Annotated in this window: 20 protein-coding genes (1 of these 20 cut by a window edge); 10 read left to right on the forward strand and 10 right to left on the reverse strand. The window is 46.9% G+C overall.

From position 1 onward, the window contains the following. Positions 1-16: 16 nt before the first annotated feature. The 10 genes from ACZ5N7_RS14595 to rpmH form a co-directional block, all read right to left on the reverse strand. Positions 17-871, reverse strand: coding sequence for a ParB/RepB/Spo0J family partition protein (locus tag ACZ5N7_RS14595; protein WP_464655150.1), 855 nt, complete (start codon positions 869-871; stop codon positions 17-19). Next, on the reverse strand, positions 871-1,626 hold the full coding sequence (locus ACZ5N7_RS14600) for a ParA family protein (protein ID WP_464655151.1): 756 nt from the start codon (positions 1,624-1,626) through the stop codon (positions 871-873). The genes ACZ5N7_RS14595 and ACZ5N7_RS14600 overlap by 1 nt, the downstream gene beginning before the upstream one ends. Before the next feature lie 320 nt (positions 1,627-1,946). After that, positions 1,947-2,762 (reverse strand): nucleoid occlusion protein, encoded by an 816-nt coding sequence (gene noc / locus ACZ5N7_RS14605; protein ID WP_464655152.1) that lies wholly within the window; start codon positions 2,760-2,762, stop codon positions 1,947-1,949. A 358-nt stretch (positions 2,763-3,120) separates the two neighbouring features. Beyond that, positions 3,121-3,843, reverse strand: coding sequence for a 16S rRNA (guanine(527)-N(7))-methyltransferase RsmG (gene rsmG / locus ACZ5N7_RS14610; RefSeq protein WP_464655153.1), 723 nt, complete (start codon positions 3,841-3,843; stop codon positions 3,121-3,123). Next, the gene (mnmG, locus tag ACZ5N7_RS14615; protein ID WP_464655155.1) at positions 3,836-5,734 is read right to left on the reverse strand and encodes a tRNA uridine-5-carboxymethylaminomethyl(34) synthesis enzyme MnmG; all 1,899 of its coding nucleotides are present in this window, start codon (positions 5,732-5,734) and stop codon (positions 3,836-3,838) included. Before mnmG ends, rsmG begins: the two co-directional genes overlap by 8 nt. A 35-nt stretch (positions 5,735-5,769) precedes the next feature. Further along, the gene (gene mnmE, locus ACZ5N7_RS14620) at positions 5,770-7,140 is read right to left on the reverse strand and encodes a tRNA uridine-5-carboxymethylaminomethyl(34) synthesis GTPase MnmE (protein ID WP_464655157.1); all 1,371 of its coding nucleotides are present in this window, start codon (positions 7,138-7,140) and stop codon (positions 5,770-5,772) included. 140 nt (positions 7,141-7,280) lie between these two features. Then, the gene (gene jag / locus ACZ5N7_RS14625) at positions 7,281-7,898 is read right to left on the reverse strand and encodes an RNA-binding cell elongation regulator Jag/EloR (protein WP_464655158.1); all 618 of its coding nucleotides are present in this window, start codon (positions 7,896-7,898) and stop codon (positions 7,281-7,283) included. A gap of 4 nt (positions 7,899-7,902) precedes the next feature. Next, positions 7,903-8,661, reverse strand: coding sequence for a membrane protein insertase YidC (gene yidC, locus ACZ5N7_RS14630; RefSeq protein WP_464655160.1), 759 nt, complete (start codon positions 8,659-8,661; stop codon positions 7,903-7,905). Between the two features lie 98 nt (positions 8,662-8,759). Next, entirely contained in the window at positions 8,760-9,143 is a 384-nt protein-coding gene (gene rnpA / locus ACZ5N7_RS14635; RefSeq protein ID WP_464659295.1) for a ribonuclease P protein component, read from the reverse strand. 983 nt (positions 9,144-10,126) lie between these two features. Then, a complete protein-coding gene (gene rpmH, locus ACZ5N7_RS14640) occupies positions 10,127-10,261 on the reverse strand; it encodes a 50S ribosomal protein L34 (protein WP_464655162.1) in 135 nt (44 codons plus the stop codon). Positions 10,262-10,737: 476 nt separating this feature from the next. On the opposite strand from rpmH, the gene dnaA reads away from it, so the two are divergent. The 10 genes from dnaA to ACZ5N7_RS14690 all read left to right on the forward strand — a co-directional run. Beyond that, positions 10,738-12,099: a chromosomal replication initiator protein DnaA gene (gene dnaA, locus ACZ5N7_RS14645; protein WP_464655164.1), complete on the forward strand. Its 1,362-nt coding sequence runs from the start codon at positions 10,738-10,740 to the stop codon at positions 12,097-12,099. A gap of 193 nt (positions 12,100-12,292) precedes the next feature. Next, on the forward strand, positions 12,293-13,435 hold the full coding sequence (gene dnaN / locus ACZ5N7_RS14650) for a DNA polymerase III subunit beta (protein ID WP_464655166.1): 1,143 nt from the start codon (positions 12,293-12,295) through the stop codon (positions 13,433-13,435). A gap of 11 nt (positions 13,436-13,446) precedes the next feature. Beyond that, entirely contained in the window at positions 13,447-13,662 is a 216-nt protein-coding gene (gene yaaA / locus ACZ5N7_RS14655) for a S4 domain-containing protein YaaA (protein WP_464655168.1), read from the forward strand. 40 nt (positions 13,663-13,702) lie between these two features. Next, positions 13,703-14,815: a DNA replication/repair protein RecF gene (gene recF, locus ACZ5N7_RS14660; protein WP_464655169.1), complete on the forward strand. Its 1,113-nt coding sequence runs from the start codon at positions 13,703-13,705 to the stop codon at positions 14,813-14,815. Positions 14,816-14,840: 25 nt separating this feature from the next. Beyond that, complete coding sequence (gene remB / locus ACZ5N7_RS14665) at positions 14,841-15,089, forward strand: extracellular matrix regulator RemB (RefSeq protein WP_464655171.1); 249 nt, start codon at positions 14,841-14,843, stop codon at positions 15,087-15,089. Positions 15,090-15,113: 24 nt separating this feature from the next. Beyond that, positions 15,114-17,024 (forward strand): DNA topoisomerase (ATP-hydrolyzing) subunit B, encoded by a 1,911-nt coding sequence (gyrB, locus tag ACZ5N7_RS14670; protein WP_464655173.1) that lies wholly within the window; start codon positions 15,114-15,116, stop codon positions 17,022-17,024. 166 nt (positions 17,025-17,190) lie between these two features. Next, positions 17,191-18,540 (forward strand): hemolysin family protein, encoded by a 1,350-nt coding sequence (locus ACZ5N7_RS14675; protein WP_464655175.1) that lies wholly within the window; start codon positions 17,191-17,193, stop codon positions 18,538-18,540. Positions 18,541-18,651: 111 nt separating this feature from the next. After that, complete coding sequence (locus tag ACZ5N7_RS14680; protein ID WP_464655176.1) at positions 18,652-19,776, forward strand: polysaccharide deacetylase family protein; 1,125 nt, start codon at positions 18,652-18,654, stop codon at positions 19,774-19,776. A gap of 231 nt (positions 19,777-20,007) precedes the next feature. After that, positions 20,008-22,515 carry a DNA gyrase subunit A gene (gene gyrA, locus ACZ5N7_RS14685; protein ID WP_464655178.1) on the forward strand — a complete coding sequence of 836 codons (2,508 nt, stop codon included), beginning with the start codon at positions 20,008-20,010 and terminating at the stop codon, positions 22,513-22,515. Positions 22,516-22,617: 102 nt separating this feature from the next. Beyond that, positions 22,618-23,186, forward strand: the 5' portion of a protein-coding gene (locus ACZ5N7_RS14690; protein ID WP_464655179.1) for an HD-GYP domain-containing protein. The gene runs 502 nt beyond the window's last position; the window shows 569 of its 1,071 coding nt (coding positions 1-569); it begins with the start codon at positions 22,618-22,620; its stop codon lies beyond the right edge, outside the window.

Raw genomic sequence — 23,186 nt, forward strand, 5'->3', positions numbered from 1 at the left:
TCAGACATTTGACCAATTACGAAATTTTACCCTTAAGCATTTCCAGTAATCTTTCCAAATCATCTTTGGAGTAATACAACAGCTCGATCTTTCCTTTGTTGTTTTGATGTTTTATTTTAACTGTGGTTCGGAACCGGTCGCGCAGATGATCTTCCACTTCATGGATGTACGGATCTCTGTTTTTGGCTTTATTTTTCAGTTTATCTTTATCATTCTGCTGTTCCAGCTTTTTGATCGCTTCTTCCAGCTCTCTTACGCTCCATTGCTGCTTTGCCGTAAAATCAGCCAGCTCTTTCTTAGTGTTATCGTCTCTGACTCCCGCGATAGCCCTGGCATGTCCCATGGAGATTGTTCCACGTGAAACATATTGTTTAATTTCTTCAGGAAGCTGCAGCAGGCGCAAAAAGTTCGCGATGTGGGAGCGGCTTTTTCCTACCTTCAAAGAAAGCTCTTCCTGCGTTAGATTAAATTGCTCAATTAAGGATTGATAGGCAACGGCAATTTCCATCGCATTCAAGTCCTCTCGCTGAACGTTTTCAATTAAGGCAATTTCCATCACCTGCTGATCGCTGAACTTTTTCACTACGGCAGGAATGGTACTCAGACCGCATACTTGGGAGGCTCTAAATCTCCTCTCCCCTGCAATAATTTCATATCCTTTCAGTACGCTGCGAACGATGATCGGTTGAATAACCCCGTGCTCTTTAATAGAAGTGGCAAGCTCCTTGATACTCTCTTCATCAAAAGTTTTCCTTGGCTGGTATGGATTGGCTCTAAGCTGTGTTAATGGAATTTCAATCACTTTATCATCCTCATTTATATTCAAAGAAGGCAGAAGGGCATCGAGGCCTTTTCCCAATCGCTTATTCATTAGGCAATCACTTCCTTCGCTAATTCCATATAAACTTCTGCACCTTTGGATCTTGGGTCGTAGGTCACTATGGATTGGCCGTGGCTTGGCGCTTCGCTAAGCCTAACATTGCGTGGAATAATCGTATGATACACCTTTTGCTGAAAATATTTTTTTACTTCTTCAATCACCTGGATTCCCAGGTTTGTCCTGGCGTCGAACATCGTCAAAAGAACGCCTTCAATTTGCAAATCAGTGTTCAAATGTTTTTGGACCAACCGCACTGTGTTGAGCAGCTGGCTTAAACCTTCCAAAGCGTAATACTCGCACTGTATTGGAATCATGATAGAATCGGAAGCGGTTAAAGAATTCACGGTCAAAATACCAAGTGATGGCGGACAATCGATTAAAATATAGTCATACATATGCTTGATCAGTTGAAGCGACTTTTTCAGCCGGACTTCCCTTGAAATGGTAGGCACCAGTTCAATCTCTGCGCCTGCCAACTGAATGGTTGCGGGGATAATTTTTAAGTTGTCAATCTTGGTATCAATAACAGCGTCCTTAGGATGGACATCGTTAATCAGCACATCATAGATGCAGTTGACTACATCCGCTTTATTGATGCCGATTCCACTGGTTGTATTCCCCTGCGGATCAATGTCTACCAATAAAACCTTTTTTCCCAATGAAGCTAAAGAGGCACCCAAGTTGACAGCTGTTGTTGTTTTGCCTACTCCGCCTTTTTGATTCGTTATCGCTATTATTCTAGACAATCGTATTTCACCTCGCCCAAAGATACCTGGTTTTCATTCCATTTCAAAGGAGAACCACTTCCGCAAAAATAAAGCAATCTGTATGAAGCATACTCCCGTTGGAGCATTTCCCGCCTGCACCCAAAGCGGCATCCAAGCGGGAATGAATCTCGGTAAACGGCTTTCATAAGTTCTGTCGGTTTTGCTTGCAAGACGTTCAAGTGTGGCACAGGGCAGCGCAGCATACCGACAAAAAAGAAAGAAAAAACGGCTGATGGCCGCTTTTCACTGCTTAACTAAATTATAACATTTTCTATATTTGAAAGAAACACAAGCGATTGCTATTTTTTAGGTATACGAATGATAATTTCATAGTGGTCTTCCCTATCCTGCTCAGCTGTGTGGATATGTAACCCTGATGAAGATACCATCTCTACCGATTGCCGAATTGTGTTTAACGCAAGGCGAACATCTTTGGTATAAGACACTCTTTTCGTCCTCTTGATTTTCTCCGACTCTTTGAAAAATTGAATTCTGGCTTCGGTTTGCTTCACATTCAATTCTTTACTGATAATATCCTGAAGCACTTTCATCTGCAGCTCTGTATCATCCAATGAAAGCAGTGCTCTTGCGTGACGCTCGGTAATTTTTCTTTCCATCAAGGATTGCTTGACGGGTTCGCTCAAGTGGAGCAGACGAATTTTATTGGCTATGGTAGATTGGCTTTTTCCCAGACGCTGCGCCAAGCTTTCCTGTGTAAGTCCATGCATTTCCATAAGCTGCTGATAAGCTGCCGCCTCTTCGATCGCAGTTAAGCCTTCCCGCTGAAGGTTTTCGATCAGGGCGATAGAAGCAGCTTGTGAATCGTTAAATTCTCTAATAATCGCAGGCACCGTATCTAACCCGAGCTTTTTTACAGCCCTCCATCTTCGTTCCCCTGCGATCAATTCGAAAACACCATTGCGAACTCTTACCACAATCGGCTGGATCACACCGTGAGTTTTTATCGTTTGACAGAGCTCGTCTATACGTTCATCGTCAAAAATAGCTCGCGGCTGATAGGGGCTGGGAACAATGTCTTTAACGGGAATATTCTTCACTTCATCAGTACTTGATCGTTCGGATATGCCGAAAAGTTTAGAAATATGATCTTTCATACGATGATTTCACCCAATTCTGTTCCTCCGTTAATATAGGACTAATTATTGAATTCTCCACAAGTTTCAATTATCCTGCATACCGGTCAATGCTGCTAAGATTTTCCTGCATTTTTAATTGATAGAATTATAGATTTCATTGCAAAAAAGATTATTCCGGAGATCCATCCGGTGAGTTTACTGTACTCGAAACCCTCTATCGACGCCTCACTAATATGAGCAACCGTAATTCATGTTGTGTTCTTTTATTAAGAACCCTCTTTATGCTTGAAATGTCTTCGCGCACTCAGGGCGAACCTAAGCTTCCTTTAACAATTAAGGACATACAGTGTTCCACGTGGAACATTTTCCCTTTTTTCTAGATTAAAGGCATTTTAATCGGGGTCCCTGCCTTACGAGGATACTTTGCAGGCGTAGCCGCCTTTTTTTCAATGATGATGAGATGGCGGCTGGATTGTTCCACAGGAAGCTGAAAAGACGCCACCTCAAGCAGCCTTGCCTGCAGTATTTTCAAGCTGAACTCGCTTTCCTTGACTTCATCCCTCGGGTCCGTGCCTTTCATGGATACGAACAGTCCCTTCGGTTTCACAAAGGGCAGACATAATTCGTTCAACGCATTTAATCTCGCTACGGCGCGTGCGGTAACAAGATCAAACTGATCCCGGTAAGCAGGCATTCGGGCCACATCCTCCGCCCTGCCGTGGACGCATGACACATCCTTCAATCCAAGACGGTCTACCAAATGCTTCAAGAAAGTGATCCGCTTATTCAATGAATCCACAATCGTGACTTGCATATGGGGAAAGGCGATTTTCAGCGGAATGCTGGGAAACCCCGCACCGGAACCGATATCGGCCACGGTCTTGACGTCTTTCAGTTGGACGAAAAAGGATAAAGAAAGAGAATCGTAAAAATGTTTAATGTATACTTGATCCCTGTCTGTAATTCCCGTCAAATTCATTTTTTCATTCCACTCGACCAATTCCTGATAATAAGTTTCAAATTGGTCCTTTTGCACCGCTGACAGCTCAATGCCATGGGATTGCGTTAATTTGGAAAACTGCTCCACGACTTCATCCATTGGCGCTCCTGGCTGCTACAACCTGGTTATAGTGCTCAAGGTAAACGAGAAGAATCGAAATATCCGCCGGGGTTACCCCGGAAATCCGAGAAGCCTGGCCGATGGAAATAGGCCGGATTTGGGAAAGCTTCTGCTTCGCTTCAATCGCGATCCCATGAATTTCTTCATACACAATATCGTCCGGGATTCTCTTCTTCTCCATTTTGCGAAGCCGTTCCACCTGCAGCAGCTGCTTCTCGATGTACCCGCTGTATTTGATCTGGATCTCCACCTGCTCCTTCATTTCCTCAGTCAACTCTTCAGAAGACGGCGAGATTTGTTCGATCAAACGGTAAGGGACCTCCGGCCTGCGAAGGAGTGAAATCAGATCAACCGCATTATTTAAAGGAGCAGAATTCACACCGGCCAAAATCTCCTGGACCTCCGGTTCAGGCCGCACTTTTGTTGTTTTCAAACGTTCGATTTCCCTCTCGACCAGCGCCTTTTTCTGCAGAAACCGTTCGTAGCGCTCTTCAGAGATTAAGCCGATATCATGTCCGATCGGGGTCAAGCGAAGATCGGCATTGTCATGGCGAAGCAGCAGCCGGTATTCCGCACGGGAAGTCAATAACCGGTAAGGCTCGTTCGTTCCTTTGGTTACCAAATCATCGATAAGAACGCCGATGTACCCTTCCGAACGGTCGAGAATAACCGGCTCTTTCCCCAGCACTTTACACGCGGCATTAATGCCGGCCATAATGCCCTGTCCTGCGGCTTCCTCATATCCCGAAGTTCCATTGATCTGGCCTGCGGTAAATAAGCCGCTCACTTTCTTCGTTTCCAAAGAAGGATAGAGCTGCGTCGGCACAACCGCGTCGTATTCGATAGCATAGCCGGTGCGCATCATTTCCACTTTTTCCAATCCGGGAATCGAACGCAAAATCTGCAGCTGAACGTCTTCCGGCATCGAGGTGGACAATCCTTGGACATAATATTCCGAAGTGGACTTTCCTTCCGGTTCAAGGAAGATCTGATGCTGCGGCTTGTCGCTGAAACGGACAATCTTATCTTCGATCGAAGGACAGTACCGCGGTCCCGTTCCTTCAATGGCACCGGAAAACATCGGCGCTCTATGAAGATTATCACTAATTATCTGATGAGTTTCAGCAGAAGTGTAGGTCAGCCAACAGGGAAGCTGTTCGTTCTTCCCTTCCGTCGTTTCATAAGAAAAAAATTTCGGTTCTTCGTCACCCGGTTGAATTTGAGTCTTGGAAAAATCGATTGTTTCTTTATGGACTCTCGGAGGCGTACCTGTTTTGAAACGGACCATTTCCAAGCCGAGAGATCTCAGCGATTCCGACAATTTCACCGAAGGCTGTTGATTGTTAGGGCCGCTCTCATACATAAGCTCGCCCATAATCACCTTCCCTCTAAGATAGGTTCCGGTAGTTACGACGACAGCTTTGGCCATGTAACGGGCGCCGGTTTTGGTGACAACCCCTCTGCATTCCCCGTCCTCGACGATCAAATCTTCAACCATCCCTTGACGCATCGTCAGGTTTTGCTGCTTTTCTATCGTTTCCTTCATCATATGCTGGTACATAAATTTATCCGCCTGCGCGCGAAGCGCGTGGACGGCCGGCCCTTTACCGGTGTTCAACATTCTCATTTGAATATAAGTTTTATCGATATTTCGGCCCATTTCGCCGCCTAACGCGTCAATTTCCCTCACGACATGCCCTTTAGCCGGACCGCCGATCGACGGATTGCACGGCATGAAAGCGACCATATCCAAATTTAACGTCAGCAGCAAGGTGCTGCACCCCATACGGGCCGAGGCCAAAGCGGCTTCGACTCCCGCGTGCCCAGCGCCGATTACAATAACATCGTACTGGCCAGCTGTATAACTCATTCTATTTCCCTCCTATATTCAAACCGAATTCCAGGTTACTTTCCTAAACAGAACTGGGAAAAAATCTGATCGATCAGCGAATCTCCCGCCGTCTCTCCGATAATCTCTCCCAGCTGCTCCCATGCGGAACGGACATCAATTTGGATCATATCTATAGGCACAAAAGCATCGGCAGCCGTCAGCGCATCCTGCAAATGAGCTTTTGCCCCTTTTAACAGCGAAATATGCCTTACATTGCTTACATAAGAAAATTCGGCCGACTGTATCTTTCCCCCGAAAAAAATATCCGAGATCGACTTCTCCAAGTCGTCCGTCCCTCTGCCCTCGGCAATTGACATAAACACGATGTGCTGTTTTGAAAAAGCGGCATACACCCGGTCCATATCCAACTTCTGCGGCAGGTCGGTTTTATTGACGATCACAATCACCTGCCTGTGCCGCAGTTGCTCCATCAGTTTCACTTCGTCCGGCTGCAGCTCCTCCCCGTAATTGAGCACGAGAAGAATCAAGTCCGCTTCCGCAAGAGCGTTTTTCGACCTTTCCACTCCGATTTGTTCCACCAAATCAGACGTTTCCCGAATGCCCGCCGTATCAAGGAGCCTCAGAGGGATACCGTTAACATTGACATACTCTTCTATTACATCTCGTGTCGTTCCCGGGATATCCGTGACGATTGCCCTGGCGTCTTGCGCCAAGGTGTTGAGCAGAGAAGATTTCCCCACGTTCGGTTTCCCTACAATGGCGGTGACGATGCCTTCTCTTAATATTTTGCCCTGATTGGCTGTATTTAACAAGTGGTCTATTTCCGCAATCGTGTCGGAGCAATGGCCTTTGATAAAAGAGTTCGTCAATTCTTCCACATCGTGCTCCGGGTAGTCAATGTTCACTTCAATGTGGGCCATCGTTTCCACCAAAGTATGGCGCAGTTCTTTTATCTTAAGAGAGAGCTTGCCTTCCACCTGCTTCATGGCGACAGTGAACGCTTTGTCCGATTTGGCGCGGATCAGGTCCATCACCGCTTCCGCCTGCGACAGGTCTATCCGCCCGTTAAGAAAGGCGCGCTTGGTGAATTCTCCCGGCTCCGCCAGACGAATGCCTTGCTGTAGCAGCAGGTCGAGCACCTTTTTTACGGCGACGATTCCCCCATGGCAGCTCACTTCGACAACATCTTCTTTTGTAAAAGAGCGCGGCGCCCTCATCACGGTAACCAAAACTTCCTCAATCCGTTCCCCTTGGTCCTTTATAAAACCATAGTGGACAGTATGCGTCGGAACTTGTGAAAGCTTTGTTTTTGAAGAGAATACCTTCTCCACAATCTCTACGGAGTCGTCCCCGCTCACCCGAATGACGGCAATTCCGCTTTCACCCAGCGGTGTCGTAATCGCTGCAATCGTATCTTTTAACATGTCACACCCCGATGTCTCAACAATCTCGATAACTCCTAAAATGAATCCGCCAAACAAGGTATGCCCCTCTCGCGCAGTGCATCGGACAACCCGTTAGAAAAAAAAGCAATGACAAAGTCATTGCGGCTGTTCGTTTCGCTCTATTTGGCGGCGATTACAATCCTGCGGTTCGGTTCTTCGCCTTTGCTGTAAGTCTTCACCTGAGGATGGTTCTGAAGCTGGGCATGAATTATTTTGCGTTCCTGGGCAGACATCGGTTCCAAGGTGACTTCTTTCTTGGTACGAATCACTCTCGAAGCCAGCTTGACGGACAGTTCCTCCAAAGTCTTCTTTCTTCGTTCCCGAAAATTCTCCGCGTCCAGCAGAATCCTCACATGCTTGTCCGAATAGCGGTTGGCCACGATATTGATCAAATATTGAAGGGCATCCAAAGTTTGTCCCCTTCTGCCGATCAATATACCTAGCTCCTTGCCGTTCAGATGCAGGATTGTCTCATCCCTGCTCATTTGCTCCTCAATGTTGACTGTCAAATCCATGGACTCAAACACATCGAGCAAAAACTGCTTGGCTTCTTCCATCGCGTCCGGCAGTCTTTCCAGTTCCACTTTCGCTTCCTTAGTCCCAAAAAAACCGAACAACCCTTTTGCCGGCTGCTGGAGTATATTAATTTTCACTTTTTCTTCGGTGGTTTGAAGCTGAAGCAATCCTGCCTCAACGGCAAGTTTTATTGTTTTGCCCGTAACCACAACTTTTTTCATTCGATTAGCCACCCTTATTTTGAGGTTTACCGTCTTTCTGAGGTTTACCGTAAATAAAATAAGTTTGCACAATGGTGAACGTATTGCTGAATATCCAGTAAAGCGGCAGTGCGGAAGCGAAGTTCATCGACATCACAAAAATCAGCACCGGAAAAATGAACATAATATTCTGCATCGGATTGTTCATCTGCGGCTGTGAAGCTGTCATCACTTTCTGCTGGATATATGTTGTCACTGCTGCAATGGCCGGAAGCACATAATAAGGATCCGGTTTGCCAAGCTGCATCCAAAGAAAAGAATGCTCATAGATCGAGCCGTTGCGCACTATCGCGTTGTAAAGAGCAATCAGGATCGGCATTTGGATGAACAGCGGAAGACATCCGGCCATCGGATTGACGCCGTGGGTCTGGAAAAGTTTCATGGTTTCTTCCTGCTGCTTTTTCGGATCATCCTTGTACTTGTCCTTAAGCTTCTTCATCTCCGGCTGGAGCGCCTGCATCGCTTTGGAGCTTTTGTATTGCTTTAATGTAAGAGGCAGGATGATCAGACGCACAATAATGGTTAAAGCCATGATAGCTAAGCCGTACTCTCCCCCGAAAAGACCGGCGAACCAGTCCAGACTCTGCGATAAAGGCCATACGAAATAACGATCCCAAATGCCGTTTTCCGGATTGATCGGCGAATTGTTAGCGCTGGGACTGCACCCGGACACCATCAAAACTATTAATAAAAAGGGCAGGAACGGAAGCAATCGACGAGTCAAAGTGAAATCCTCCTAAATATTCTTATCCAAGCTAAACTATACCACAACATACGTTTCAAAGAAAAGTTGGTTGCGGATTGCATTTTTATGAATTTTGTTCATGATTCCGTCGATCGCCTGTTCACTCCCTCCGAACCTTTATTTTTGCTGAATAAGGAAGCCTTCTTCAAGACATGCTTGAGGCTTCTCTCCATGTCCGCGTACTCCATGCCGGCCACCGGTTTTCTAGCAATTACGACGAAATCAAAGTTAGAAGCGATAGAATCCGCGTTCAGGCGCACAATCTCTTTCATCATCCGGCGTAAGCGGTTTCGGACCACGGCGTTTCCTATCTTCTTGGATACCGAAACTCCAAGCCGGAAAGTTTCCTGATCCGGACGCGCCAAATAATAAACCGCGAATTGTTGGTTCGCCGTAGATTTGCCGTAACGATACACCTTGTTGAAATCTTCTCTTTTGGTCAGCCGATGCTCTTTTTCCACAATCAAGTCTCCATAAATAAAAAGAATAAGGCAGGCCGCAGCTCTCTGCACTTCTAGTTTTAACAAAAACCGCCTTCCCTAAACCAGCGGCAGCCAAGGATTCAGTCGATATTCATCATATCGCAGGGACCTTGTCGATCAATAGCATAATCGTGTTTTCTCTACAACCATTGGTAGTAAGTTACAAAGTAATCAGAGTTCATGAGGCTCCACGTCACCTATAAGAACATGGATTCAATGCCGGGGTGTCGTGCCGCTATTGATGTCGGCCGTGTTGAGTTAAGCGGCGGGAACGGACACCAAAGGCGGAATGGAAATTTTCCACCGTGGCCTTTTTCCCTTCTTGCATCTACTCCGATATGTCTTCACGTTTCCGGCGTTTCGCTGACACTTCCCGGCCCTGTTTCCCGCTTCTACACCAACTTTTTCCCGACTTCCCTCGTTCCGTGCTATTCCCTAACACTTCCCGAATTTAAAGGAATTTTATGCTGCTATTGCGATATTTCCCGGTTATTGCCCGGAATTAACGTACTGTGCTGCCGTTATTATCGCCAAAAACGCCGCTCTGGGTGGATAAATACCCTGTTTGCTCAAACTAGCGGAACTTCATTCCGTTAATATCACACGGGGAGCGGCAAATCTGAGAATAACGGAATAAAATTCCGCTATCGCCGTAAATGCACCATTCGCAGTAGTTGTTGCCTCTTCACATAGTCCCTTACCCTGCAGAGAGCAGGCCTCCCTTGAAACAGCTGCCTGACCTCTCCAGCCGTAATAACAAGTAGGGACAAAATTTTCATTAATCGGTCAGCTGCTCCACGGAATGCATGTCTTATCTTTTTAAAAAAACTTATACCGGATTAGCGCCCGGGCTTAAAGACAGGTTTTCTTGGTAATGAAAGCTTCATTTCGCTGTAATCCTTCAGTAAACTTTAACTTCTTTAACGTTAAGAAAAAAGACCACTCAAAGTGGTCTTCGTTAGTTACGCGCTAAGCACTTTTCTTCCCTTCAGGCGACGAGCAGCAAGGACTTTACGACCATTCTTAGTGCCCATTCTCTTACGGAATCCGTGAACTTTCTTACGCTTTCTTACATTCGGTTTAAATGTAGGTCTCATCTATCGCACCTCCTTGAGGATAACCATCTCCCAAAAATACCTTTATCAATTAAACCACCTCCGTGCCCGGAAGTCAAGAAAAATGTAATGGCACAATATACCGCTGGGAAGCTGTGAATAAGTTTTTAATAAAAAAGTAGAATGCCGTCGAAATATAAACAATTTATAAACAATATGTAGTGGTGTAGATAAAAAATATACACAAGGTATGGAAGTTGTGGATAAAACAAAACAATTCATTGATTAATAAGGAGGTATTTGTTATATTAATAGTGTTTTCTCTGTGGATATACTCCGATAATCCTCTGATTTATCAACAGACTGTGGATAACTATGTGAACAATTTCTCCTCATATAGAACAACTCATTTCAACAATCTCTGATGTTTGTGGATAAAATTCGACAAAAGATTTAGTTGCGTTCCTCCGCATCCGGCTCAAGCCACATCGTTAATATTCAAAGGAGTGAAGCTACCTGTGGAAAGCCATATCAGCGATAAATGGCAGCAGATTCTTTCTATCATACAAACTAAAGTAAGCAAACCGAGCTATGACACATGGCTTAAATCCACAAAAGCGACCGTGTTTACCGACACCCATATCGTCATCTGCGCCCCGAACGTTTTCGCCAAAGAATGGCTGGAAGGCCGCTACGCCAAAATGATCGCTTCGACGATCTATGAATTTTTAGGCAAACATGTTGATGTCAGCATTATTGTCGAAGACGAGCAGAAAGCGAACCTTTCGTCTAACCAGGCTGCTGCGGCACCCGTGAAACCGCCGGCGACCCTTCAGGAAGAGCCTTCTTCCCATATGATGAATTCCCGTTACACGTTCGACACGTTCGTCATAGGATCAGGAAACCGGTTTGCCCACGCCGCCTCTCTTGCAGTTGCGGAAGCGCCTGCCAAAGCGTATAACCCGCTGTTTTTGTACGGAGGCGTAGGGCTCGGCAAAACCCATTTGATGCACGCTATCGGCCATTATGTTCTTGAACATGAACCGGATGCAAGAGTGCTTTACATCTCGTCCGAGAAATTTACAAACGAATTTATTAACGCGATACGCGACAACCGTGGCGAAAGCTTTCGCAACAAGTACCGCAATATCGACGTTCTTCTTATAGATGATATTCAGTTCCTGGCTGGAAAAGAACAGACGCAGGAAGAATTTTTCCATACCTTTAACGCGCTTCACGAAGAAGGAAAGCAGATCATTATTTCGAGCGACCGGCCACCCAAAGAGATACCCACATTGGAAGAACGGCTTCGTTCCCGTTTCGAATGGGGACTCATCACCGATATCCAGCCTCCGGATTTGGAGACGCGGATCGCCATTCTGCGCAAAAAAGCGAAAGCCGAGAATTTGGACATACCGAACGAAGCTATGGTGTACATAGCCAACCAGATCGATACCAACATCAGGGAATTGGAAGGCGCATTAATTCGGGTAGTGGCATTCTCCTCCCTGATCAATCAGGATATTACGGTGAACCTGGCCGCCGATGCGCTGAAGGACATTATTCCTTCTTCGAGGCCGAAAGTGATTACCATTCAGGATATCCAGCAAAAAGTGGGCGAGTTTTATGGAATGAAAATCGAGGATTTCCGGGCCCGCAAACGGACCAAAGCGGTTGCTTTTCCGAGGCAGGTGGCTATGTTCCTGGCGCGGGAGATGACCGATTTCTCGCTGCCCAAGATCGGCGAAGCATTCGGTGGCAGGGACCATACGACGGTCATACACGCCCATGAGAAAATTTCGACTACGTTAAAAAACGATCAGGAGCTGTATAAGATCATCCACAATCTGACCGAAAAAATTAAAAATCCTACGCTGTAGCAGTTATGCACAAGTGAATAATTTTATACGTGAGCCTATACACAGCTTGTACACATGTGGATAGGCTCGCTGTTTGTGCTTTACACAGACATATCCACATATCCAGAGGCCCTACTATTATTACTACTAAAAAAAAGGTATTATTAATATAATATGCTTTACAGCAATTCATAGAACCGGTAGGAGTGAAATCATGAAATTCACGGTATTGAAAGATTTTTTGAACGAATCGATACAGCATGTTTCCAAAGCGATATCGAGCCGTACGACGATCCCCATCCTAAGCGGGATTAAAATAGATGCAGACGCCGGCGGAATCACCTTAACCGCAAGCGATACCGACATATCGATCCAAAGCCGTATTCCCAATGAACAGCAAGGCATGTCCATTATTGAGCTGCAGCAAAAAGGAAGCGTAGTGCTTCCCGCCAAATTTTTCGTGGAAATGACCCGCAAGCTGCCTTCGCAATCGATCGAAATCGAAGTCAAGGAAAGCTTTCAGACCACGATCCGCTCTGGATCGTCCGAAGTGCAGCTGATGGGTCTCGACCCCGAAGAATATCCGCTGCTCCCCAAAATCGAAGACAACAAAATGTTCAGCATTCCAAGCGACCTTCTTAAAGCCATGATCAGGCAAACTTCCTTTGCGGTGTCCACCAATGAAAGCATTCCGGTTCTGACCGGCGTGCTGTGGAACGTTTCCGGCGGTGAAATGAAGCTCATCGCCTGCGACCGGCATCGGCTGGCCACGAGAGAAGCAAAGATAGGCGGCGATCCGGATTTCAGCTTTAACAATATCGTGATTTCGGGAAAAACGCTGAACGAACTTAGCAAAATCCTGCCCGACCAGAATTCCTTGATCGATGTCGTTATATCGGACAACCAGGTTCTGTTCAAAATCCATAGCATTCTATTCTATACACGTGTTCTGGACGGAACCTATCCGGATACGACGAAGTTGATCCCGCAATCTTTTCAGACCGAGCTTGTAGTAAATACGAAGGAATTGGCCGAAGCTATCGATAGAGCTTATCTGCTATCCAGAGAAGATAAGACCAATATTGTCAAGTTGGTGATGAAGGAGGACCAGACGATTGAAATTTCCTCCAGCTCCTCGGAACTGGGCAGAGTAACCGAGCAGATCAAGGCGCAGGCCCTGACGGGAGAGCTGCTCAGAATTTCTTTTAACTCCAAGTATATGCTGGATTCTTTAAAAGTCATCGACAGCCATTCAATCCGCATGAGCTTCACCGGATCGATGCAGCCGATTATTATTAAACCGGATGACGATTCAAGCATTCTCCAGCTGATCCTTCCATACCGGACTACAAACTGAGAGGAAACGCAATGAAGAAAATATCGATTCACACCGATTACATTACTCTGGGGCAATTTCTTAAACTCGCGGACTGCATTTCCACCGGGGGGCAGGCGAAGGGCTTCTTGATGGAAACGGCGATCCGGGTAAATGGAGAACCGGAGAACCGCAGAGGAAAGAAGCTTGTGCCGGGAGATCAGGTCAAGGTGGAAGGCTGCGGCGAATTCGAAGTCGTGCCGGGATAGCCAGCCGCGGATTTTCCGGACGGGCGCAGGAGGATTGACGTTGTTTTTTAAAAAAATAGGTTTAAGCCACTACAGGAATTACGCGGAATTCGAACTGTCGACGCAAGCGCGGATCAACATATTCATAGGTCCCAACGCCCAAGGAAAAACCAATCTTCTCGAATCCATGTTTGTACTCGCCTTGACCAAATCCCACAGAACTCATCAGGACAAAGAGCTCATCCAGTGGGGGGAGGCAGCGTGCAGAATTACGGGGGAAGTCGATAAGAAGTACGGCGAGTACAAGCTGGATTTGACGATTTCAGGCCAAGGGAAAAAGGCGCGAATCAACGGTCTGGAGCAAAAAAAGCTGAGCGGATTCATCGGTTCCGTCAATGTCGTCATGTTTGCGCCTGAGGATTTGGAGATTGTGAAAGGGAATCCTGGCATAAGACGGCGTTTTCTAGATATGGAGATCGGCCAGATACAACCCTCATATCTTTACGACTTGAATCAATACCATAAAATCGTCACCCAGAGAAACAATCTGCTCAAGCAAATGTGGAATAAACAAGAGAACGGCCAGGCATTGTTGGAAATATGGAATGAACAGCTCGCCGCGCACAGTATTAAAATTATGAAAAAGCGTCAAAGCTTTATAAAGAAGCTGGAGCTGTGGGCGGAAAGCATTCATTCCGGCATTACGAACGGCAAAGAAAAACTCCGGCTCGATTACCGGCCGTCCTTCGAAATCGGGGAGACAGCAGATGATTCTGTCTTATTTGAGCGTTTTATGGTAAAGTTATCACAGATTAAAGAGCAGGAGCTTCGTAGGGGTGCAACCTTGGTTGGACCCCATCGCGATGATATGCTGTTTCACATTAACGATAAAGAAGTGCAGACTTTCGGATCCCAAGGACAGCAGAGGACTGCCGCGCTGTCCATCAAACTTGCGGAGATCGAATTGATTCGCGAAGAAGTCGGGGAATATCCGGTCCTGCTGCTGGACGATGTGCTATCGGAACTGGATGAGTACCGCCAGATGCAGCTGATCGAGACGTTCCAGGAGAAGGTCCAGACCTTTATTACCACTACCGGTATGCAAAATATCGATCTTCATAAATTTCATGACGCCGCCGTCTTCCAGGTGCGTAACGGCACTGTAATGCTTTGATCTCTGATAGGAGGGCTGAAGAGGAATGTTTATTCATTTAGGCGGAGAGAAGATTGTCAGGGCATCTGAATTAATCGCTATTTTTGACTTATCCATCGAAAAATCATCCAGGATTTCAAAGCAGTTTATTTCCAACGCCGTCAAAGAAAAGAGCATCGAAGTGATCGGGGAGGAAGAAAGTAAATCGCTTGTCGTTACTGAGGGCAAAGTTTATTATTCTCCCATTTCATCGGCAACTCTTAAGAAACGGGCCCATCAATTGATTACTAACTGATCAGGAAAAGTAGGTGTGAAGCACATGTCGGTTAATCAAAACACGTATGATGAAAGTCAGATTCAGGTACTGGAAGGGTTGGAAGCGGTCCGGAAACGTCCGGGAATGTATATCGGTTCCACAAGCGGGAGAGGCCTTCACCATCTGGTGTGGGAAGTTGTGGATAACAGTATTGACGAAGCGCTGGCGGGCTTCTGCACGAAGATTGATATTATTGTCCATAAGGACAATTCTGTAACGGTGATCGATAACGGCCGGGGGATACCGGTGGGCGAGAACGCCAAACTGAAGCGGCCCACGGTTGAAGTCGTCCTGACGGTACTGCATGCCGGAGGGAAGTTCGGCGGTGAAGGCTACAAAGTGTCAGGTGGCCTGCATGGAGTAGGGGTATCGGTTGTGAATGCTCTATCCGAACTGTTGATTGTGGAAGTGAAGCGTGAAGGGAAAGTCCATCAGCAGGAGTACCGCCGCGGATTTCCCCAATACGATCTGAGGGTCATCGGGGAAACCGAAGAGACCGGGACGAAGGTTACATTCAAGCCGGATCCCGAGATATTTACGGAAACGACAGAATATGACTATGATATTCTACAGTCCCGCGTTCGCGAATTGGCCTTTTTGAACAAGGGGATCGAGATTAACCTTCATGACGAACGTACGGATACATCAAGCACGTATTGCTATGAAGGAGGAATTGTCTCCTTTGTCGAGTATTTGAACCGCAACCGGGAAGCGCTGCATGGAAAACCGATTTACACCGAGGGCAGCAGGGACAATATTCAAATCGAGGTAGCGCTTCAGTACAACGACAGCTATACGGAGAATATTTATTCCTTTGCCAACAACATTAATACACATGAAGGCGGAACGCACGAATCCGGTTTTAAATCCGCATTGACCAGAATTATTAACGATTACGCCAGAAAAATGAATGTGATCAAAGAAAATGATTCCAACCTTACCGGGGATGACGTGCGTGAAGGGTTAACCGCGATTATTTCCGTGAAAATACCGGATCCGCAGTTCGAGGGGCAGACTAAAACCAAGCTGGGCAACAGTGAGGTCAGAGGAATTGTGGAATCCTTGTTCTCGGAGAAGTTCCAGGAGTTTCTCGACGAGAACCCTTCGGTGTCCAAGAAGATTCTCGAAAAAGGAGTGCAGGCGCAGAGAGCCCGCGAAGCGGCGCGCAAAGCAAGAGAACTGACGCGGCGTAAGAGCGCGTTGGAGGTCTCTTCGCTGCCCGGCAAGCTGGCGGACTGTTCCTCCAAGGATGCTTCCGTGAGTGAATTGTATATCGTGGAAGGAGATTCCGCGGGCGGATCGGCCAAACAGGGACGCGACCGCCACTTCCAAGCCATCCTGCCGCTAAAAGGAAAAATCCTTAACGTGGAGAAGGCCAGACTGGACAGAATCTTGTCCAGCGCCGAGATACGAACTATCATCACGGCTCTCGGCACTGGAATCGGCGACGATTTTGACATTAACAAAGCGCGCTACCACAAAATTATTATTATGACCGACGCTGACGTCGACGGAGCTCACATCCGCACTCTGCTGTTGACGTTCTTTTACCGCTATATGCGCAAGCTGATCGAGACCGGCTACGTTTATATTGCCCAGCCGCCTTTATTCAAAATCGAACGCAACAAGACAATCCGGTATGCGTATAACGAGAAGCAAAAAGACGCGATCATGGAGGAATTCGGCGAGGGCAGCAAGGTCAATGTCCAGCGTTATAAAGGTCTAGGGGAAATGAATCCGGGACAGCTTTGGGAAACCACGATGGATCCGGACAGCCGGACTTTACTGCAAGTGCATGTCCAGGATGCAATGGACGCGGATGAAATTTTTGATACGCTGATGGGGGAGAATGTCGAGCCGCGCCGCGATTTCATCCAGCAGCACGCCAAATATGTAAAGAATCTGGATGTATAGAGAGCTTTTAAAAAACTTGGGACTTTGCCGTCAGCGACGGCAGGTCCTATTTTTGTCGCTGCGGAACTATTTTGTTTTCTTACGTGCCATTTAGGTTAATATATATTTTAACAGCAAAATTGCAAGGAGGTGTGCCTGCCTGTCTTATGTAGGCGGCAGGAGATCATTGAACACGGAATCCGGGACGGTTTTATGGTATCTTGTATTGGTCGTTGTGCTGGTGTTGATGAACGGCTTCTTTGTGGCCGCCGAGTTTGCGATGGTCAAGGTGAGAGGAAGCAGGATCGACACGCTTGTAAGCGAAGGCAACAACAATAAAGCCAATTATGCCAAGAATGTGACCCACAATTTGGACGCATATTTATCCGCATGCCAATTAGGGATCACTTTGGCTTCCCTCGGGCTCGGCTGGGTGGGGGAACCGGCCATCGCCAAGCTGTTGGCTCCTGTGCTGCATCACTTCGGATTGGGACAGGTCTTGATCCACACCATATCGGTTATCATCGCTTTTTGTTTGATTACTTTCCTGCACATTGTATTGGGCGAGCTTGCTCCCAAAACAATCGCCATCCGCAAATCCGAAGGCATTGCTCTGTGGACGGCGGGCCCTTTAATCTTTTTCCGTAAAATCTTCGCCCCCGCGATCTGGTTCTTGAATGGGACGGCCAACTGGCTGCTCAAAGTATTCGGCGTTGAGCCGGCTTCCGAGAAAGAGCAGGCCCACACGGAGGAAGAGATCCGCATCCTGATGAAAGAAAGCCACAAGAGCGGCTTTATTGACAACACCGAGCTTACGCTGTTCGATAATATATTTGAGTTTGCCGATACCCAGGCCCGCGAAATTATGATTCCCCGCACGGAAATTAACTGCTTGTACACGAACATGTCTTTTGAGGAAAACCAGAAGATTCTGGAGACGGAAATGCATACGCGTTATCCTGTATGTGAAGGGGATAAAGATAATATTATCGGCTTCATCCATATTAAGGATATGATTCGTCCCCACAGTGAACCGTATAAGCTCAAACAGTTGATCCGACCGATAACGAGTGTGCCGGAGTCGATCCAGATCAGCTCGCTTCTGAAGATTATGCAAAAGAAGAAGGCACAGATGGTGATTCTGATCGATGAATATGGAGGCACCTCCGGTCTGGTCACTTTAGAGGACATCATGGAGGAAATCGTCGGGGAAATCCAGGACGAATTTGACGAAGAGCGGCCCCATATCGAAAAGAAAGACGAGGCCACGTATTCCATCGACGGGATGCTGCAGATTGATGAAGTGAACGCCTACTTCGGAACCGATATCGAAAGTCACGATTACGATACCATCGGGGGATGGGTGTATTCGCAGGTGGAAAGCCCGCCTAAGAAGAACCAGAGGGTCTCCTATCACGATTCTTATGATTTTATTGTAGACGAAACGGATCACTTGAGAGTGTCCCGCATAATTGTCCGTAAAACGGACAAACCAATGCCTGAAGACACCAAACCCATGACACCGATAACGCAATAATTCGAAATATTCCCGTAATGAAAAGGGAATATTTTTTTCATGAAAAAGATTTTTTTCCTTAAAAGCAGATGGTACAATGAAGGATATACCGCTGGAAGAAGGAGAAATCCATTGAAATCGATTGCTGTTAGGCTGATCTTGATCACACTGGCCGGCTGGTTTTTTATAAATCCGCAAATTACGAAATCATCGGCTCCCGTCTTGTATCAAAACCAGGTTGCAGTCATTACCTATCACCATATAGATCCCTCCGTGCAGGGTGACGTTACGATAACGCCGAAGTTATTCCGCAGCCAGCTGATAGATTTGTTGGATCGCAATTATCATTTTATTACTTTGGATCAGCTTTTGGCTTATTATGAAGGTCAAGAAGTTCCCCCCAACGCGGTTTTGATTACTTTTGATGACGGATACGAAAGCTTTTATAATTATGCTTATCCGGTTTTGAAGGAGCTTTCCATCCCCGCGGTTAATTTTGTAATCACCAAAAATTTGGACGATCCGAAAGCAAGCAAAATACCGTCTTTGTCCCGTGAACAGATCCTGCAAATGACGAAGCAATTCCCGCTAATTGATTTTCAGTGCCATTCGGACAATCTCCACAGCCGTCAGCGGGAGGGGCTTCCTTTATTGGTCGGCAAGCTCCCCCAGGAAACGGAGGACAAATATAAGCAAAGAATTACGAAAGACACTATGGCCTGTACCGAGAAGCTTGCAAAGCTCATAAATAAACCGGTTCATTCCTATGCATATCCCTTTGGAGCCGGCGACCACGATTCGATTTCCCTTCTGGAATCAGCGGGTGTCTCTTATGGCTTTACCACGGTCAATGATATGGCTACACGGGATTATGACAAACTGCACATTCCCCGGATTAATGCAGGCAGCCCGTTCATCAAATTTAATTCTTTAAACAATACGATCCTGAAAAAAATAACCAAAGAGCTTGATCCGTCCACACCCGTACCGGTCGATAAGGTGCTGCAGTCCTTGGATGGGCGCCTGACAAGCATTGGAAAGCAGGAGCTTGAGTTCTCGGTCAAAGACCGAAGGTGGAAAATCAGTCTCGATTCTTCAATCGCAGAAACACCGAACGGACCGATAGAGCTGCGGCAACAACCGGCAATGAGCAAGTCGAGCGCGCATTTGCGGTGGGACGATATCCAAACGATGTTGGGAGTTCAGCTCAACTATCATCCCTACACCGATTCATACAGTTTGAAGCCAAGTTTGTGACAGTTCAATATATTGCTCTTACCAGGTTTATTTGTACTAATTATGTGAAAGTAATATAATAGAGTAATATGTCTTTTAGCAAACAGCTGCTCTTCACTCGCTTTTAAGAGTAAAGCGGCGGTTTATATTGATTTATTCCGGGCAACAGGATCCTTTCTTTGTATCGGGACAGTCCTGGAGACTGATTGATAAATAGTTTATTCTTTGTTGAATTTGTGCAGGGGGGTTAACATGGCTGAGGAATCAGGAACATCTCAAGTTAAAGATATAGATATCGGCTTGGAAATGCGGACATCGTTTATGGATTATGCGATGAGCATTATCGTAAGCCGTGCTTTGCCGGATGTAAGAGACGGATTGAAACCGGTTCACCGCAGAATTCTGTACGCTATGTCGGAGCTCGGAATGGCCCCGGACAAGCCGTACAAGAAATCGGCGCGGATCGTCGGAGAAGTCATCGGCAAGTACCATCCTCACGGGGATTCCGCAGTTTATGAAACGATGGTTCGTATGGCCCAGGATTTTTCATTGCGAAATATGCTCGTAGACGGTCACGGCAACTTCGGTTCCATCGACGGTGACTCGGCTGCAGCGATGCGTTACACGGAAGCAAGGTTATCCAAGATAGCAATGGAACTGCTGCGGGACATCAATAAAGAAACGATCGATTTCGTGCCGAATTATGATGGGGAAGAGCAAGAGCCGGCTGTGCTGCCTGCGCGGTTTCCTAACTTGCTGGTGAACGGAAGCTCCGGTATTGCAGTAGGGATGGCAACGAATATCCCGCCACACAATTTGCGCGAAGTGATTGAGGGCGTGCAGCAGCTGATTATCAATCCGGAAATCACTCCGATGGAATTGATGCAGTATATCAAGGGACCGGACTTTCCGACCGGCGGGTACATTCTGGGCCGCGAGGGCATCAGGCAGGCGTATTCCACCGGCAGAGGATCCGTCACCATGCGGGCAAGGGCGACGATTGAAGAGAATAACAACAAAGAACGGATTGTCGTCCACGAATTGCCTTACCAAGTCAACAAAGCCAGACTGATTGAAAAGATAGCCGAACTCGTAAGAGACAAGAAGATCGACGGCATTACTGATTTGAGGGATGAATCCGACCGCAACGGGATGCGGATTGTGATAGAACTCCGCCGCGACGTGAATTCGAATGTTGTACTGAATAATCTGTATAAACAAACGGCGATGCAGTCCAATTTCGGTATCATTATGCTCGCTTTGGTGGGCAACGAACCGCGGGTATTGAATTTGAAAGACATGCTGCGGTATTACTTGCTTCACCAACAGGAAGTCATCCGCCGCAGAACCGAATACGACCTGAGAAAAGCGGAAGCACGGGCGCATATTCTGGAAGGTTTGCGTATAGCCCTGGATCATTTGGACCAAGTCATTTCGCTGATCAGGGCATCCCGGACAACGGAAGAAGCAAGAGACGGCTTAATGAACACGTTCCAGCTGTCTTACGATCAAGCGCAGGCGATTTTGGACATGCGTCTGCAGCGGTTAACCGGACTGGAAAGAGAGAGGCTGGAAGCCGAATATACCGAGCTCGTCAAGAGAATTGCGGAATTACGCGCCATTCTGGCTGATGAACAGTTGATTTTGGGAATTATCAGCGACGAATTAAACGAGATTAAAGAGAAATACGGCGATGACAGACGTTCCGAGATCACTGTGGGCGAGGAAAGCATCCTGGATGAAGATCTTATCCCCCAAGAGGATGTAATTATCACTATTACCCATACAGGTTACGTAAAACGTCTGCCGGTCACGACCTATCGCAGCCAGAAACGCGGCGGCAGAGGCGTGATAGGAATGGACACCAAGGATAATGACTTCGTAGAGCACCTGTTCGTGAGCAACACTCATCAGAACCTGCTGTTCTTTACGAACAAAGGAAAAGTTTATAAGCTTAAAGCCTATGAAATCCCTGATTTGAGCCGGATCGCGAGAGGCACGCCAATTATCAACCTGATCCAGATCGAACAGGGAGAAACGGTGAACGCCGTCATTCCAGTACAGAATTTCGATGCGGACCAATATCTGTTTTTTTCAACAAAGAAAGGAATCGTCAAGAAGACGCCTCTGGATGATTATTCGAACATTCGCCGCGGCGGGCTGATTGCGATTAACCTTCGCGAAGATGACGAGCTGATCGGAGTCAAGCTAACGGGCGGAAACAGCGGCATTATTATGGGTACGAAGCTTGGGATGTCCATCCACTTCCCGGAACAGGACGTTCGGCCTATGGGACGTTCCGCTACAGGGGTCAGGGGTATCCATTTGTCCGACGACGATGATGTTATCGATATGGACGTCACTGATGAAAGCAGCAGCGTGCTGATCGTCACTTCCAAAGGCTACGGCAAGCGTACCCTGGTGTCCGAGTACCGTACGCAAACGCGTGGTGGTAAAGGGATCAAGACTTTGAACGTCACGGACAAGAACGGCCCGGTGGTCGGCTTGAAAGTCGTGGTCGAAGATGAGGACCTTATGATTATTACCGCATCCGGAACAATTATCAGAACCAGTATGGCGGGAATTTCCATGATGGGACGAAACACACAAGGAGTGCGCTTGATCCACATTCGCGAAGACGACGAAGTAGCCACATTGGCTAGAGTGGAGAGAAGCGAGGATCCTCAGGACACACTGCCAGTAGACGAGTTGACGGAAGAAGTCGTTGAAGGGGTGCCGGAAGAGGACTCCGAAGAATAAATTTAATCAAGGGTGGGGCTTACGTCCCCATCTTTTTTGTTTTACAATAATATGAGGCACATAGACGGCAGTATATATTTTAGTATAAGAGAGGGACATGAAATGGCAACGATCCCCGTGTCGAAAGTAAAAAATGGAGAGACATTGAAAGATCCCGTAATAACCAACATGGGGAACCTCCTTTTTCCGAAGGACAAGCTGCTTACGCAGCGCGACATTGACATTCTTAAGGCGTTTCTGATTCCTACTGTATCGATTGTTTCCAAAGAGAAGGACAGTGAGGTCCCTGAAGAGCCGAATGCTTCCAATGATCCTCCAGGCGCCAACGTCCCTTCCTTTGATACCGAATATGAAAACATGGTGCAGCTGCTGAAAAAAGTATTCCACATCAACGCCATAAATTCTGTCGAGAGAATTTCTATCCTCGATTTGCGCACCCAGATGGATGCTTTGCTTCAACATATCGATTCTTATAATGTCCTGACGTTCAGCCGCCGCTATTTTCCCATATCCGACTATATTTATCATAACAGCATTATGGTTTCTCTAACTTCGTATTTACTTGCCAAGTGGAACGGCCTGCCGCCTAAAGATCATATGCCTGCCGCCCTCGCGGGATTGCTGCACGATATAGGGAATGTGAAGGTGGATTCGGGCATTTTGGTCAAGCC

The sequence above is a fragment of the Paenibacillus sp. JCM 18996 genome (assembly GCF_055392555.1).